We start from the raw sequence: 16,314 nt of genomic DNA, 5'->3' as shown, positions 1-16,314 counted from the left end.
TCAATGAGAAAAGCTATTGAAACATTAAAGAATATATGGAAAATTGAGGATCTGAGACAACGGATCCTCATTACCATATTGTTTGTGGCAATCTACCGTTTCGGTTCGTACGTTGTGCTGCCTGGTATTAACCCGGCTATGCTGACACAATTGCATCAACAAACAAGCGAGGGCCTCTTAGCCTTATTAAATATGTTTTCGGGAGGAGCATTCTCTAATGCATCTATTTTTGCATTAGGAATTATGCCTTATATCTCTGCTTCAATCGTTATTCAGTTGTTGGGGATTGCGGTTCCGTATTTCCAGAAACTTCAACGTGAAGGTGAGAGTGGTAGAAGAAAAATGAACCAGTATACTCGTTATTTGACGATTATTATTTTATTAGTTCAGGCTCCTTCTTATTTGCTCAATCTTAAAATGCAGGCCGGTCCTTCCTTAAATGCTTCATTAGATTGGACTCTGTTCATGGTTACCTCTACCATTATCTTGGCAGCTGGTAGTATGTTTATTTTGTGGCTTGGTGAGAGAATCACTGATAAGGGTATTGGTAATGGTATTTCATTTATCATCTTAATCGGTATTATCGCTCGTTTACCTCAGTCTTTATTCCAGGAATTGATTTCCCGTATGACTGATAAGACAGGTGGTTTGATTATGTTCTTAATTGAAATCGTATTCTTATTACTGGTGATTGCTGCTGCAATTTTGTTAGTACAAGGTACAAGAAAAATTCCTGTACAATATGCTAAAAGAATTGTTGGTAACAAGCAATATGGTGGTGCCAGACAGTATATTCCGTTGAAGGTAAATGCTGCAGGTGTAATGCCTATCATTTTTGCTCAAGCAATCATGTTTATTCCTATTACCTTTATTGGTTTTTCAAATGTAGATCATGTGAGCGGTTTTGTGCGTGCATTTACTGATCATACAAGCTTCTGGTATAATTTCGTATTTGCAATAATGATTATACTATTTACGTATTTCTATACTGCAATTACGATTAATCCGACTCAGATGGCTGAGGATATGAAGAGAAATAATGGTTTCATTCCAGGTATCAAACCAGGAAAGAAGACTGCAGAATATATTGATGACATAATGTCTCGTATTACATTGCCCGGTTCTTTCTTCTTGGCTTTAGTAGCTATTATGCCTGCATTTGCTGGTATTTTTGGTGTGAAAGCTGAATTTGCTCAATTCTTTGGCGGTACATCTCTGTTAATTCTTGTAGGTGTAGTTCTTGATACACTCCAGCAGATTGAAAGTCACTTGTTGATGAGACACTATGACGGTTTGTTGAAGTCTGGGCGTATTAAAGGACGTAGTAACGTAGCTGCATATTAATCTTTTATAAGATGATATTTCTTAAAACGGAAGATGAAATAGAGCTGCTCCGTGAGAGTAATTTGCTTGTCGGGAGGACATTGGCTGAAGTTGCAAAACTAGTAAAGCCTGGAGTTACTACAGGGGAACTGGATAAAGTGGCAGAAGAGTTTATCAGAGATCATGGTGCTGTTCCTACTTTTAAAGGTTTTCCAAATCAATATGGTGATCCATTTCCAGCTTCGCTATGTACATCGGTAAATGAACAGGTAGTACATGGTATTCCTGGAGATATAGTACTGAAGGAAGGTGATATTGTGTCAGTTGATTGTGGTACTTATATGAATGGATTTTGTGGTGATTCTGCCTATACATTTTGTGTAGGAGAAGTAGATGAGGAAGTTCGCAAATTACTGAAAGTTACTAAAGAGGCATTATACATCGGAATAGAAAATGCCGTTCAAGGAAAACGGTTGGGTGATATCGGATATGCAATACAAGAACATTGTGAGTCCAATTCATTCGGTGTAGTGCGTGAGTTTGTTGGTCATGGCATTGGCAAGGAAATGCACGAAGACCCTCAGGTTCCTAATTATGGAAAACGTGGTTATGGAACTATGCTGAAGAAAGGTCTTTGTATTGCTATAGAACCGATGATTACGCAAGGTAGTCGTCAGATAGTAATGGAGCGTGATGGTTGGACGGTGAGAACAAAGGATCGGAAGTATGCAGCTCATTTTGAGCATACAGTGGCTGTTGGAGCTGGTAAAGCTGATATCCTATCATCGTTTGAGTTCATAGAAGAAGTATTAGGAGATAAAGCAATTTAAAAAAATAATATGGCTAAGCAATCTGCAATAGAACAAGATGGAGTTATTGTTGAAGCATTGTCTAATGCAATGTTTCGTGTTGAATTAGAAAACGGACATGAGATTACTGCACATATTTCCGGTAAGATGCGAATGCACTACATTAAAATCCTGCCGGGTGATAAAGTAAGAGTCGAAATGTCTCCTTACGATTTATCGAAAGGAAGAATTGTATTTAGATATAAATAAAATTAAGATATGAAAGTAAGAGCATCTTTAAAGAAACGTACGCCAGAATGTAAGATCGTTAGACGCAATGGCCGTTTGTATGTTATTAACAAGAAAAATCCTAAGTATAAACAACGTCAAGGATAATATTATTATTTTTGCAAAAAAAATAATTTAGTATATGGCTATAAGAATAGTTGGTGTCGATTTGCCTCAGAATAAGAGAGGTGAAGTTGCGTTGACCTATATCTATGGAATAGGTCGTAGTAGTTCAGCAAAGATTTTGGATAAAGCTGGTGTAGATAAAGACCTGAAGGTGAAAGACTGGACGGACGATCAAGCTGCCAAGATTCGTGAGATCATTGGTGCAGAATTTAAAGTAGAAGGTGACCTTCGTTCGGAAGTTCAATTGAATATCAAACGTTTGATGGATATTGGTTGCTACCGTGGTGTACGTCATCGTATCGGTTTACCTGTAAGAGGTCAGAGCACTAAGAATAATGCTCGTACTCGTAAGGGTAGAAAGAAAACCGTTGCAAATAAGAAAAAAGCTACTAAATAATAATTGTTGATATGGCAAAAAAAACAGTTGCAGCAAAGAAGAGAAATGTGAAAGTTGACGCTAATGGACAGTTGCATGTTCATTCATCTTTCAACAATATTATTGTTTCTCTCGCAAACAGTGAAGGGCAGATCATTTCTTGGTCATCTGCCGGTAAAATGGGATTTAGAGGTTCTAAAAAGAACACTCCTTATGCAGCGCAAATGGCTGCCCAGGATTGTGCAAAGATTGCATTCGATCTTGGCCTGAGAAAGGTAAAAGCATATGTGAAAGGTCCGGGTAACGGACGTGAGTCTGCTATTAGAACTATCCATGGTGCAGGTATTGAAGTTACTGAAATCATTGACGTAACTCCGCTTCCACATAATGGTTGTCGTCCTCCGAAAAGACGTAGAGTTTAAGATTTACCTTTAATAAAAATGATCTTGATTTTGTTATTTGGATTACATTAATTTCTCTCTGTAATCGCGGCTGCAACAAATTGAGTTCATGAATAAAACAATTAAAATTTAAAAGAAATGGCTAGATATACTGGACCAAAATCAAGAATAGCCCGTAAATTCGGTGAAGGTATCTTCGGAGCAGATAAAGTTTTGTCTAAGAAAAATTATCCTCCCGGACAGCATGGCAATTCTAGAAAGAGAAAAACTTCTGAATATGGTGTTCAACTTCGCGAGAAACAGAAAGCCAAATACACCTATGGAGTTTTAGAAAAACAATTCCGCAACCTGTTTGAAAAAGCAGAAACAGCTAAAGGTATTACCGGTGAAATTCTGCTTCAGTTGCTAGAAGGTCGTCTTGATAATATTGTATTCCGTTTAGGTATTGCTCCTACTCGTGCAGCTGCTCGTCAGTTGGTGGGTCACAAGCATATCACTGTGGATGGTGAAGTGGTAAATATCCCTTCATTTGCAGTAAAACCGGGTCAGGTAATTGGCGTTCGTGAAAGATCTAAATCTTTGGAAGTAATTGCTAATTCACTGGCTGGCTTTAACCACAGCAAATATCCTTGGTTGGAATGGGATGATAACTCTAAGGTTGGTAAATTACTGCATGTACCTGAAAGAGCAGACATTCCTGAAAACATTAAAGAGCATTTGATCGTAGAATTGTATTCTAAATAAAATAATTAATTTCATGGCGATATTAGCATTTCAAAAACCTGATAAAGTATTAATGTTGGAAGCGGATTCTAGATTCGGTAAATTCGAATTTCGTCCGTTGGAGCCCGGTTTCGGTATTACCGTAGGTAATGCATTGCGCCGCATCCTGCTTTCGTCATTAGAGGGTTTTGCTATCACTACTATCAAAATAGATGGTGTTGAGCATGAGTTCTCTAGCGTACCGGGAGTTAAAGAGGATGTTACTAACATTATCTTGAATCTGAAACAGGTGAGATTCAAGCAAGTAGTTGAAGAATTCGAAAGTGAGAAAGTAAGTATTACAATCGAAAATTCTAGTGAATTTAAAGCAGGTGACATAGGTAAGTATTTGACTGGATTTGAAGTGTTAAATCCTGAATTAGTTATTTGTCATTTAGATTCTAAAGCAACTATGCAAATCGATATTACGATTAACAAAGGTCGTGGATATATTCCGGCTGATGAAAACCGCGAATATTGCACGGATGTTAACGTAATTCCTATCGATTCCATTTATACACCGATACGTAATGTGAAGTATCAGATTGAACCGTTCCGTGTTGAACAAAAGACGGACTACGACAAATTGGTGCTTGAGATTACTACCGACGGTTCTATTCATCCGAAGGAAGCGCTGAAAGAAGCTGCAAAGATTCTGATTTATCACTTCATGCTCTTCTCTGATGAGAAGATTACATTGGAAAGTACTGATGTGGATGGCAATGAAGAATTTGATGAAGAAGTATTGCACATGCGCCAATTGTTGAAAACCAAACTTGTTGATATGGACTTATCGGTTCGTGCCCTCAATTGCTTGAAGGCTGCCGATGTAGAAACATTAGGTGACTTGGTACAATTCAACAAGACGGATCTGCTGAAATTCAGAAACTTCGGAAAGAAATCGCTTACCGAGCTTGATGATTTGCTGGAAAGTCTGAATCTTTCGTTTGGGACCGATATTTCTAAATATAAATTAGATAAAGAATAAAAAATGAGACATAATAAGAAATTTAACCATTTAGGTCGTACTGCTTCTCACAGAAACGCGATGTTGTCTAACATGGCATGTTCTTTGATTAAGCACAAAAGAATCACTACGACCGTTGCAAAGGCTAAAGCTTTGAAGAAGTTTGTTGAGCCTTTGATCACGAAGTCAAAGGATGACACGACTAACTCTCGTCGTGTTGTATTCAGCAACTTGCAAGACAAGCAAGTTGTAACGGAATTGTTCAAGGAAATCTCTGTGAAGATTGCTGATCGTCCGGGTGGTTATACTCGTATCATCAAGACAGGACACCGTCTGGGTGACAACGCTGAAATGTGCTTTATTGAACTCGTTGATTACAACGAAAACATGGCTAAGGAAAAGGTTGCTAAGAAAGCTACTCGTACCCGCCGTTCTAAGAAAGCTACTACTGAAGCTGCTGCTCCGGCAGAAGCTCCGGTTGCTGAAGCACCGGCAGTTGAAGAGGCAAAAGCGGAAGAAGCTAAAGCTGAATAAATCGACTATTCTTTTCAATATAAAAGCCGTCTCTTGTGAAAGGGGCGGCTTTTTTTCTTTGCATTCGGATATTTTGGGAGGAAAGAAGATATATCTTTCCTAAACATTCATTAAAAGGTTCTACTATTAAACAATTAAATGAAACAAACTGTTATCTTTGCAGATAGATATGGCAAAGTTTCTGAAGGTGATATTATTCCTAGTCCTTGCTACTGCCTTTTGTGGAAGTGTGAGTGATGTATTTACCGTACAGACGGTAGATGAAATGGTTATTGCCACCCAAGTTAGTTTAGGAGAAGAGGGGAATACACAGCGAAATGATGTTCGGCAAGGAAGTTATATTCCGGCTCCGAAATTGCCATATTTGTCAGATGCAGAACTTGCAGGTTCCGCTGGAACTACTCAGTTGCTCACCTTTTCACGTGCGCAACGTTCGTATACAACAGAATATATCCTTTCGTTAAAAGACATGATAGAGCGGCTGGCTCATCGTGACGATGTACTGTCATTGCATCGCTCGAAGTTATTTGATACCAGCACCTCTTATCGCTGCCACCCTGCGTGTGAATATTATGTATTTACGCTCAGGCGAATTATCATTTAGACGTTTGAATGAATTCAGATTTTTTTGCCTTATGTGGTCATAGACTGTACGAGGTGATTATTGGTATGTTTTATCAGTTAAATTTTTATTCATTTTAAACGATTTAAATTATGGCAACTCAAGCAATTGACGCAACTATTTTTGCGTCTACACACCCCGATATCGCAAAACGCACAAGTGTCTCCGGACTAATTTTTTCAGTGGCAATGCTGCTGTTAGGTATCCTTATATTCGCATCAACTTTTGAAGTAACTGACCGCTCATCTACGCTTAGTATGTTGTTGATGGTGTTAGGTACGGCATTTTTCCTCTTAGGAATATTCCGTTTGTTCTGGAAATCTAAAGAAGTGGTATATATTCCGACAGGAAGTATTACTAAGGAACGCAGTGTGTTCTTCGATTTGAAACACATGGGTAAGTTGAAAGAGATGATTGAAAAAGGCCAGCTTTCTATTGAAGAAGGTGTAAAGAGTGAAGGAAGCGGTAATGTACGTTTGGATGTTATACTTTCTCAAGATAATAAATTTGCAGCCGTTCAGTTGTTCCAGTTTGTGCCTTATACATACACTCCGGTAACCTCTGTACATTATTATACAGGGAACGACGCAGCAACCATATCGGCTTTCTTGGCGAAGTGTAAAGTGAACTAACCCTCAGGGTTTCTGGACTTAACTTTAAAGTTATGGGGATCAGTCGGTAACGGCTATCCCCATTTTTTTCATCAAGAAACAGGCATTCATATTCTGAGCTACTCCTTCGCGCAGACGATAAGAAAAAGTCAGTTCATTATCTGTGATGTCGGCCTCGAATCGGTAATTACGGATGTCATCAGGATAAATGTCGGCAAGCGTGCCGAGCATCAGGTCGTGAGTAGCGATGATACCATTTGCCTGTAAAGTCATGAATTGTTTGATAAGGGCAAGCGAACCTTTCTGTTTATCCATGGAGTTGGTTCCTTTTAGAATCTCATCAAGGATGATGAAAAGCTCTTCACCGGCTTGCAGTTTGTCGATGATAAGTTTCAGACGTTTCAGTTCTGCAAAGAAGTAGGATTCGTTATCATTCAGGGAGTCGCTGGTGCGCAGACTGGTGATGAGCTGAACTGGATACAGTTCCATACTCCGGGCGTAAACGGGGGTACCGATGCAAGCCAGCAAATAGTTGATGCCTACCGTACGAAGATACGTACTTTTGCCTGCCATATTTGCACCGGTGATAATAATGAAGAAAGGATGTTTTTCTATATCAATGTCATTGCGTACACATTTGTCGCGGTTCATCAGTGGATGTCCCATAGATGCGGCGCGGAGACTGAAAGACCGGGTGGTAATAATAGGGTAGGAGTACTCCGGATGATTATAGGCGAATGTGGCCAGTGAACACAGAGCATCCATGTGAGCGATAGCTGTCAGCCAGCGTGGCAGTTCAGAAGCATATTGCTCTTTCCATCCTTCAATCTGTATGATTTTGCGGATTTCCCAGAAGAATAATCCGTTGAGGGTGGCATATATGTAGGCGTTGTTTCGCTGATCGAGTTCGTTCATAAGCTTACTTAGACGCTGGATGGAGTGAGAAGCCGTTTGTTTTTCATCACCGATCCACTCTCTCACTTCCTTCAATATCGGACTTTTCATGGGTTGGTTCTCTATAAGTCGGAGCAGATTGGCATACGTTGCTAATATCTGTAGCTTCTTTCCGTAGACAGCTTGCATTTTAGTGATTTTACTAGTGAAACAAAAGCTGGCAAAAACAAAGCATAACCATAGAATACCGAAAACAGTGAGCGGAATAATGCCTGCAATAGCCAATGCTATACATAAGATATTTATTCCACCCGCCAATAGCGGTAGCATGCGAAAGAAAACATTCTTCCGGAAGACACTGGGACTCTTAGCCCATGCCTTTAATTCATCTTCATCAGCAGCTTTTCCTTTATAGAGCAGTCCCAGAATACGGAATTCTTGTCGAAAGTTTAATTCCGATGTCAGTTCGCGAATGGCTTCCTGTCGGGATTCTATCTCTTTCTTATTTACCAGATGCGTGCCCAGCCAATTGGCTAACAAGCTTTTTCCAAGTTGCGTACAGGTACGGTTTATATACTGAAAAAGAGAATGTGGACCAAACACATCCAGGTCATAACTGTACAGGTGTGCCGGATCGATAAATTCTGCTCCGTCTTCAAAAGAAGATGTGTCATAGTTCAGCGCCGAAAGTTCTTGCTCATTGATTGCTATCTTTTTTTCCAGATAATCTTTCCGGTGAAACAGCCGGTTGTGATACTTTATCAATAGGATAAAAGGCAGAAGTGTAACGGCAATGATCCCCGTTAATACTATCCAGCCTGATGACCAGAAATATATAATTCCCGCAATTCCTGCAACAAATAACAATAATCGCAGTGAGCCTATGCGGTAAATCTTGTTTTGTACTTTATTTAATTCCGAACGTCCTTCTTCAGCGATGCGCTGATAAGTGGCGGTTATTTCATTGATTGTGTTCATTCTATTGTTTCTTTGCCGCAAAGGTAAAATAAGCCTGCTTTATAACCAAATGCTTCATCTGCTTTCTCTTGCTCTAATGAAGAACTTAGCATCCATATTTATGTTTCCTTTAAGAGAAGCGTTTGTTTCTCAGTGTGAAACTGTCTGTTTCTCGGTGTGAAACTGCTTGTTTCAAAGCATGAAACAGACAGTTTCAAGGCATGAAACTTGCAGTTCCAAGTGATGAAACTATTCTTATCCATCAAGGTAGTAAGTTTTCGCCTTAGATATCCCTTTGATGAGTATTGCTTATTTTTCCAGTTACTCGCAGCTTTGAAGCGTATTATGCAGTATAGAGATAAGCCCAAGTATAAATATGCATGAACATAAATCTGCCGAAATTGCATTTTTCTTTTCAATAATTTGCTCTTCTTGGATAAATAATGTAACTTTCGCTCAGATAAAACTGTTTTAGAAAGAAAAGCTTGGGGTATGAAAAGGTGGTGGTTATTAGGCATATTCGGATTATTGGTTGCTTTGCATGGGAGCGCCCAGCAAGTGATATATGCCAATTTGAAGGAACTGGTGGAAGATCGTGGCGACACACTCTCCACATTGAAGATAGAGAAGCGCTCCAAGAATCAGATTTTACTGATGGGAGGTGCTGACTATCGCGTCTCGGTAGATGACAATCCCGGTCTCTGCCGATATTTGAAATCCCGTTGTTATGCGGTGAGGGCTGACTCGGCGTTATACGTTAACTGTAAGAAAGTGCGTTATAAACGCTTCCGTTTCGGCGGTTGGTATGCCCCTGCCATTTGGATACAGGGGAAAATTTATTTCTATGCACAGCCTGTAGGTTCTGTGGCGGCAAGTACCACACAGCCTGCCGACGCTACAAAGTTGGGTGGAGATGTCGGTACGGCCATTGCCGCTTCGGGGCTGGTCAATGCGCGGGTTTATTATGAACTGAATCCGGAAACGGGTAAAGTAGAGTTCGTAGGAAAAGACAAAATGCTACAGCTACTAAAAAATGAGCCGGAACTTCTGAACGCCTTCTTACAGGAAAGCAGTGAAAGTGCGGAAGTTACAGGTAAATACTTACTACGCTTAAAATGACTAAATGATAAATAAATCCCGGTATCACTTGTTGATATCGGGATTTATTTCTATATTGCGGCAGCTTACAGAAGTAAACTGATGACATTTTGTAACCTTTCATCCTGCATGTTATGGAAATAACCTTAAGTAACACATTGCCCCCTTATCCCACTTTTGTAGAGGGTATCCGGAGGGCTCCTGACCGTGGCTTCACACTTTCGCCCGTACAAACTGCCACGGCGTTAAAGAACGCATTGCGCTATATCCCCAAAGAATTACACGAGACCCTCGCACCGGAGTTTATGGAAGAACTTCGTACCCGCGGGCGTATCTATGGCTACCGATATCGTCCGCAAGGCGATCTCAAAGCGAAACCTATCGATGCTTACAAAGGAAATTGCATTGAAGGCAAGGCTTTCCAAGTGATGATTGACAATAATCTCTGCTTCGATATTGCCCTCTATCCTTATGAACTAGTCACTTATGGCGAAACGGGACAGGTTTGTCAAAACTGGATGCAGTATCGTCTCATTAAACAGTATCTTGAAGTACTGACTCAAGATCAGACACTCGTTATTGAAAGTGGACATCCGCTGGGATTATTCCGTTCTAAGCCCGATGCACCACGCGTGATTATTACGAATGCCATGATGGTAGGTCTTTACGATAATCAGAAGGATTGGCACGTGGCCATGCAAATGGGAGTTGCCAACTACGGTCAGATGACTGCCGGAGGCTGGATGTATATTGGTCCTCAAGGTATTGTGCATGGTACCTTTAATACTCTGCTGAATGCCGGACGTATGAAGCTTGGTATTCCTCAGAACGGTGATTTGCGCGGACACCTGTTTATATCTTCCGGTTTGGGCGGCATGAGCGGTGCCCAACCTAAGGCCGCCGAGATGTCGGGTGCAGCTTCCATTATAGCCGAGGTAGATATGTCACGTATTGAAACCCGGCATCGGCAAGGTTGGGTAGGGCATGTCACGGATTCTATTCCCGAAGCATTCTCGCTGGCGCATGAGGCGATGGACGGCAAGAAACCGATATCCATTGCTTATCATGGGAATATCGTTGACTTGCTGGAATATGCTGTAAACCAAAATATACATATAGACCTGCTTTCTGACCAGACTTCCTGCCATGCCGTTTACGAAGGCGGATACTGTCCGGCGGGAATTACTTTCGCCGAACGTACAAGTCTGTTGCACGAAGACCCGCAGAAATTCTGTAGACTGGTGAATGAATCGTTGGTGCGCCATTTCCGGGCTATAAGAGCCCTTGTAGAGCAGGGTACCTATTTCTTCGATTATGGAAACTCCTTTATGAAAGCCGTTTATGATGCCGGAGTTCGTGAGATTGCCAAAGAAGAAGATGATAAGAATGGATTTATATTCCCCAGTTATGTAGAAGATATTATGGGGCCGGAACTTTTTGATTATGGTTACGGACCTTTCCGCTGGGTATGTCTCAGTGGTAAACATGAAGATTTGATAAAGACCGATCATGCAGCGATGGAATGTATTGACCCGAACCGTCGCGGTCAGGATCTGGATAACTACAATTGGATACGTGACGCGGAAAAGAATAATCTTGTGGTAGGTACTCAGGCGCGTATTCTTTATCAGGATGCGGTAGGACGTATGACGATAGCGTTGAAGTTCAACGAAATGGTACGCAATGGTGAAGTTGGACCTATTATGTTGGGACGCGATCATCACGATGTGAGTGGTACGGACTCTCCTTTCCGTGAAACTTCTAATATAAAAGATGGAAGCAATGTCATGGCGGATATGGCCGTGCAATGCTTTGCCGGAAACTGTGCCCGGGGAATGAGCCTCGTAGCACTGCACAATGGTGGTGGTGTGGGTATTGGAAAAGCCATAAATGGCGGCTTCGGTATGGTATGCGATGGTAGTGAGCGGGTGGATGAAATACTTCGTTCTGCTATGTTGTGGGACGTGATGGGCGGTGTGGCCCGGCGTTCATGGGCACGCAATGGGCATGCTATGGAGACGAGTGAAGAGTTTAACCGGACACATGCTGATGGTTATCATATTACGATGCCATACGTGGCTGATGACGAATTAGTAAATAAATACATATCATAAAAAGAGAATCATGAATAAAATCATCGAATGTGTCCCCAACTTCAGCGAGGGACGTGACTTGCAGAAAATAGATCAAATCATATCCCCTTTCCGTGGTAAACAAGGTGTAAAACTATTGGATTACAGTAACGATGAAGACCACAACCGTCTGGTAGTAACCGTGGTAGGGGAACCGGACCCCCTTCGTGATGCCGTTCTCGAAGCTATCGGTATTGCTGTAAAACTTATTGACCTTAATCACCATACCGGGCAACATCCCCGTATGGGTGCCGTAGATGTAGTTCCTTTCATCCCCATCAAGAATGTGACGATGGAAGAAGCTATCGCCCTTTCCAAAGAAGTAGGTGCAGAGGTAGGCAAACGCTATAATCTTCCTGTCTTTCTCTATGAGAAATCCGCATCCGCTCCGCATCGCGAAAATCTTGCTGCCGTGCGTAAAGGTGAGTTCGAAGGTATGGCAGAAAAGATAAAGCTACCCGAATGGCAGCCCGACTTTGGTCCTGCCGAACGCCATGCCACTGCCGGAACCGTTGCTATCGGTGCCCGCATGCCGTTGGTAGCCTACAATATCAATCTGAATACACCTAATCTGGATATCGCACATGATATTGCCAAGAAGATTCGTTTCATTGGCGGTGGCCTGCGTTATTGCAAAGCAATGGGAGTAGAGTTGAAAGACCGGGGCATTACTCAGGTCTCCATCAATATGACAGACTATACCCGTACCGCCCTTTACCGCGCTTTTGAACTGACCCGTGTAGAAGCACGTCGCTATGGGGTCAGCATCGTGGGGAGTGAGATTATCGGCCTTGTTCCGATGGAGGCGCTCATTGATACAGCTTCTTATTATCTTGGTTTAGAGAATTTCTCTATGCAACAAGTGCTTGAGGCGAGGATTATGGAAGAATAATAGAATGATAAAAGAACGCAAATTACACAAATAAAGTTTTTTAATATGACCGAGAACCTGATAATTTTCAATGCCCGCGTTGTAACCCCCATCGGCTTTTCCGCCCGTTGTGGCAAAGAGATGGGTGAACTATGCATCATTGATAATGCTACAATAGAAGTAACCGACGGTATCATTTCCTATGTCGGTCCTTCCCGGGGCGAGATGCGTGACGGATATTATCAACGCTATTGGCACTACAATGCTCGTGGCAAATGCCTGTTACCCGGCTTCGTCGATTCGCATACTCACTTTGTATTTGGTGGCGAACGTGCCGAAGAGTTCTCCTGGCGATTGAAAGGAGAAAGCTATATGTCTATCATGGAGCGTGGTGGTGGCATTGTAAGCACTGTAAAGGCCACCCGCGAATGTGGTTTTATTCAACTCCGCTCCAAAGCCGAAGGTTTTTTGAAGCAAATGAGTAATATGGGGGTTACTACCGTAGAAGGCAAGAGCGGCTACGGACTGGATAAGGAAACGGAGCTTCTGCAACTCAAAGTCATGCGTAGCCTGAATAATGACGAGCATAAGCGGGTAGATATTGTATCCACTTTTCTGGGTGCGCATGCCGTACCCGAGGAATATAAGGGACGTACGGACGAATACCTTGATTTCATTATCAGTGACGTCTTGCCTTGCGTTGCCAAAAATGAACTGGCCGAGTTTTGTGATGTCTTCTGCGAACAAGGCGTTTTCTCCGTCGAGCAATCCCGGCGTCTGTTGCAAGTCGCCAAGGAATATGGTTTGGGATTGAAACTTCATGCCGATGAAATAGTTCCGCTGGGTGGTGCCGAACTGGCTGCCGAGCTTTCCGCTGTTTCCGCAGATCATCTGTTGCATGCATCCGATGCTGGTATCCGCGCTATGCGGGATGCCGGAACCGTTGCGACTTTACTCCCTCTTACAGCTTTTGCCCTGAAAGAACCTTATGCACGTGGTCGCGAAATGATTGATTCCGGTTGTGCCGTAGCCCTTGCCACAGATCTCAATCCGGGCAGTTGTTTCTCCGGTTCCATTCCGCTGACTTTTGCTCTGGCATGCATCTATATGCATCTTACTATTGAAGAAGCTATCACCGCCCTCACTTTGAACGGGGCTGCTGCCTTGAACCGGGCGGATAGTATCGGCAGCATCGAAGTAGGCAAGAAGGGAGATTTTGTAGTGCTGAATTCTGATAATTACCATTTTCTGCCTTACTATGTCGGTATGAATTGCGTAAATACCACCATTAAAGAAGGTGTGATTTATCCTGTATTGTAAAACCTTTAAAGAAAAATACCATGTTAGTTGATTTAACAGTAAAAGAATTCTTGAATAAAGTGGCGGGCAGTGATCCTGTCCCCGGTGGCGGAAGCATTGCTGCCTTGAACGGTGCTGTAGCTTCGGCACTTACCGTTATGGTCGCTAACCTCACCATCGGCAAGAAGAATTACGAAGAACACGAGGAACTTATGAACCATATCGCTTCTCTCGCACTGAGAGAGAAAGACGTATTCATAGCTGATATAGATCGTGACTCGGAAGCCTATGATGCGGTGTTTGCATGCTTCAAAATGCCCAAGGCTACCGATGAAGAAAAAGCCGTCCGCAGCGCTGCCATTCAGGAAGCTACTAAGTATGCCGCCCTCGTTCCTATGCAAGTAGCCCGTAATGCTTACGAACTGATGTCGGTGATTGCCGATGTCGCCCGTTTGGGAAACCGTAATGCAGTGACTGATGCTTGTGTGGCCATGATGTCCGCCCGTACAGCTGTACTGGGGGCCTTGCTGAACGTTCGTATCAACCTGGGTTCCATCAAAGACAAAACCTTTGCAGATGAACTCCAAAGAGAAGCCGATGTGCTGGAACGCATGGCTTGTGACCGTGAAAAAGAAGTATTGGATGTTGTTAACCAAGAATTACGAGTATGAAAAACGTCTATCATGTAGGGTCCGGTGAACTCACATTCGACATCATCGAACGAATTATCAACGAGAATCTGAAACTGGAACTGGCTCCCGAAGCCAAAGAACGGATACAGAAATGCCGCGACTACCTCGACCATAAGATAGCCGAGTCCGAAGAGCCTTTGTACGGTATCACCACAGGCTTCGGTTCCCTGTGCAGCAAGAATATATCCCCCGACGAACTGGGTACTTTGCAGGAAAACCTGATTAAAAGTCATGCTTGCAGCGTCGGTGAAGAAATACGTCCCGTCATTGTCAAACTAATGATGCTGCTCAAAGCCCATGCCCTTTCTTTGGGACATAGTGGTGTGCAAGTCATTACCGTGCAGCGTATCCTCGATTTCTTCAACAACGATGTGATGCCTATTGTCTACGATCGTGGTTCACTCGGTGCATCCGGTGATCTGGCCCCCCTTGCCAATCTTTTCCTACCGCTTATCGGTGTGGGCGATGTTTATTATAAAGGTAAGAAGCGCGAAGCCATCAGTGTCCTCGATGAGTTTGGTTGGGAACCGGTGAAACTTATGAGTAAAGAAGGTCTTGCCCTGCTCAATGGTACGCAGTTTATGAGTGCCAATGGTGTGTTTGCCATTCTGAAAGCCTTCCGCCTTTCCAAGAAAGCCGACCTTATTGCCGCTCTTTCCCTCGAAGCTTTCGATGGGCGTATCGATCCTTTTATGGATTGTATCCAGCAAATCCGTCCGCATCGGGGACAAATCGAGACAGGCGATAATTTCCGCAAGCTACTGGAAGGAAGTGAAATCATTGCTCAATACAAAGCCCATGTACAAGATCCGTACTCTTTCCGCTGCATCCCCCAAGTACATGGTGCAACGAAAGATGCTATCCGTTATGTTTCTTCCGTCCTGCTGACCGAAATCAATTCCGTAACGGACAATCCAACTATCTTCCCCGATGAAGACCGTATCATCTCCGGCGGAAATTTCCACGGTCAGCCACTTGCCATTTCTTATGACTTCCTCGGCATAGCCCTTGCCGAATTAGGTAACATTTCCGAGCGGCGTGTGGCACAGCTTATCATGGGACTGCGTGGTCTGCCTGAATTTCTGGTAGCCAATCCCGGTTTGAACTCCGGTTTTATGATACCACAATATGCCGCTGCATCCATGGTTAGCCAGAATAAGATGTATTGCTATGCTGCCAGCAGTGATTCCATTGTTTCCTCCAACGGACAGGAAGATCATGTCAGCATGGGAGCTAATGCAGCTACCAAACTATACCGTATAATGGACAATCTGGAACACATTCTCTCCATTGAATTGATGAATGCTGCACAGGGTATCGAATTCCGTCGCCCTCTAAAGACCTCTCCCGCTTTGGAACGCTTCCTGAATGAATATCGTAAAGAAGTCCCTTTTATTAAAGACGACATTGTCATGTACAAGGAAATTCATAAGACAGTGGCGTTTCTGAACCGGACGAAGTTCGATTATTGACATTCTTCCCAATAAATCTGCCGGAAGTATAATAAACATTAATATAGTTAATCTTTCAAAGGAAACTCAATTGGAGAATTGAGTTTTCTTTCTATATTTGC

General features: G+C 42.7%; 18 protein-coding genes. 17 read left to right on the top strand and 1 reads right to left on the bottom strand.

Annotated elements, in window-relative coordinates; genetic code table 11:
* Positions 1-3: 3 nt before the first annotated feature.
* The 11 genes from secY (at position 4) to DWW10_RS11690 (ending at position 6,819) form a co-directional block, all read left to right on the top strand.
* A complete protein-coding gene (gene secY, locus DWW10_RS11740; RefSeq protein WP_118294952.1) occupies positions 4-1,344 on the top strand; it encodes a preprotein translocase subunit SecY in 1,341 nt (446 codons plus the stop codon).
* A gap of 11 nt (positions 1,345-1,355) precedes the next feature.
* Positions 1,356-2,153, top strand: coding sequence for a type I methionyl aminopeptidase (map, locus tag DWW10_RS11735; protein ID WP_118421712.1), 798 nt, complete (start codon positions 1,356-1,358; stop codon positions 2,151-2,153).
* A gap of 9 nt (positions 2,154-2,162) precedes the next feature.
* Positions 2,163-2,381 carry a translation initiation factor IF-1 gene (gene infA / locus DWW10_RS11730; protein WP_002558052.1) on the top strand — a complete coding sequence of 73 codons (219 nt, stop codon included), beginning with the start codon at positions 2,163-2,165 and terminating at the stop codon, positions 2,379-2,381.
* A gap of 9 nt (positions 2,382-2,390) precedes the next feature.
* On the top strand, positions 2,391-2,507 hold the full coding sequence (gene ykgO, locus DWW10_RS11725) for a type B 50S ribosomal protein L36 (RefSeq protein ID WP_002558051.1): 117 nt from the start codon (positions 2,391-2,393) through the stop codon (positions 2,505-2,507).
* Between the two features lie 34 nt (positions 2,508-2,541).
* Positions 2,542-2,922, top strand: coding sequence for a 30S ribosomal protein S13 (gene rpsM, locus DWW10_RS11720; protein ID WP_007212087.1), 381 nt, complete (start codon positions 2,542-2,544; stop codon positions 2,920-2,922).
* 11 nt (positions 2,923-2,933) lie between these two features.
* A complete protein-coding gene (rpsK, locus tag DWW10_RS11715; protein WP_004296327.1) occupies positions 2,934-3,323 on the top strand; it encodes a 30S ribosomal protein S11 in 390 nt (129 codons plus the stop codon).
* Positions 3,324-3,440: 117 nt separating this feature from the next.
* The gene (gene rpsD / locus DWW10_RS11710) at positions 3,441-4,046 is read left to right on the top strand and encodes a 30S ribosomal protein S4 (protein ID WP_007212089.1); all 606 of its coding nucleotides are present in this window, start codon (positions 3,441-3,443) and stop codon (positions 4,044-4,046) included.
* Between the two features lie 13 nt (positions 4,047-4,059).
* Entirely contained in the window at positions 4,060-5,052 is a 993-nt protein-coding gene (locus tag DWW10_RS11705; RefSeq protein ID WP_118421713.1) for a DNA-directed RNA polymerase subunit alpha, read from the top strand.
* A 3-nt stretch (positions 5,053-5,055) separates the two neighbouring features.
* A complete protein-coding gene (gene rplQ / locus DWW10_RS11700; RefSeq protein WP_007212091.1) occupies positions 5,056-5,565 on the top strand; it encodes a 50S ribosomal protein L17 in 510 nt (169 codons plus the stop codon).
* Between the two features lie 169 nt (positions 5,566-5,734).
* Positions 5,735-6,169 (top strand): hypothetical protein, encoded by a 435-nt coding sequence (locus DWW10_RS11695; RefSeq protein ID WP_118421714.1) that lies wholly within the window; start codon positions 5,735-5,737, stop codon positions 6,167-6,169.
* Between the two features lie 110 nt (positions 6,170-6,279).
* Positions 6,280-6,819: a hypothetical protein gene (locus DWW10_RS11690; RefSeq protein ID WP_007212094.1), complete on the top strand. Its 540-nt coding sequence runs from the start codon at positions 6,280-6,282 to the stop codon at positions 6,817-6,819.
* 39 nt (positions 6,820-6,858) lie between these two features.
* Here DWW10_RS11690 and DWW10_RS11685 read toward each other — a convergent pair whose 3' ends face one another.
* Positions 6,859-8,670 carry a MutS family DNA mismatch repair protein gene (locus tag DWW10_RS11685; protein WP_118421715.1) on the bottom strand — a complete coding sequence of 604 codons (1,812 nt, stop codon included), beginning with the start codon at positions 8,668-8,670 and terminating at the stop codon, positions 6,859-6,861.
* 471 nt (positions 8,671-9,141) lie between these two features.
* On the opposite strand from DWW10_RS11685, the gene DWW10_RS11680 reads away from it, so the two are divergent.
* From DWW10_RS11680 to hutH, 6 genes are all read left to right on the top strand, one after another.
* Positions 9,142-9,768 carry a DUF6563 family protein gene (locus DWW10_RS11680; protein ID WP_007219572.1) on the top strand — a complete coding sequence of 209 codons (627 nt, stop codon included), beginning with the start codon at positions 9,142-9,144 and terminating at the stop codon, positions 9,766-9,768.
* A gap of 113 nt (positions 9,769-9,881) precedes the next feature.
* Complete coding sequence (locus tag DWW10_RS11675; protein WP_118421716.1) at positions 9,882-11,861, top strand: urocanate hydratase; 1,980 nt, start codon at positions 9,882-9,884, stop codon at positions 11,859-11,861.
* A 10-nt stretch (positions 11,862-11,871) separates the two neighbouring features.
* The gene (ftcD, locus tag DWW10_RS11670; RefSeq protein WP_118421717.1) at positions 11,872-12,771 is read left to right on the top strand and encodes a glutamate formimidoyltransferase; all 900 of its coding nucleotides are present in this window, start codon (positions 11,872-11,874) and stop codon (positions 12,769-12,771) included.
* 45 nt (positions 12,772-12,816) lie between these two features.
* Positions 12,817-14,070 carry an imidazolonepropionase gene (hutI, locus tag DWW10_RS11665; protein ID WP_118421718.1) on the top strand — a complete coding sequence of 418 codons (1,254 nt, stop codon included), beginning with the start codon at positions 12,817-12,819 and terminating at the stop codon, positions 14,068-14,070.
* 20 nt (positions 14,071-14,090) lie between these two features.
* Entirely contained in the window at positions 14,091-14,720 is a 630-nt protein-coding gene (locus DWW10_RS11660; protein ID WP_118421719.1) for a cyclodeaminase/cyclohydrolase family protein, read from the top strand.
* Entirely contained in the window at positions 14,717-16,213 is a 1,497-nt protein-coding gene (hutH, locus tag DWW10_RS11655; RefSeq protein WP_026367243.1) for a histidine ammonia-lyase, read from the top strand. Before DWW10_RS11660 ends, hutH begins: the two co-directional genes overlap by 4 nt.
* Positions 16,214-16,314 lie beyond the last annotated feature (101 nt).

Source organism: Bacteroides intestinalis, assembly GCF_003464595.1.
In the GTDB taxonomy this organism is placed as follows: Bacteria; Bacteroidota; Bacteroidia; order Bacteroidales; family Bacteroidaceae; genus Bacteroides; species Bacteroides intestinalis_A.
This window is presented reverse-complemented; position numbering and strand designations above follow the sequence as displayed.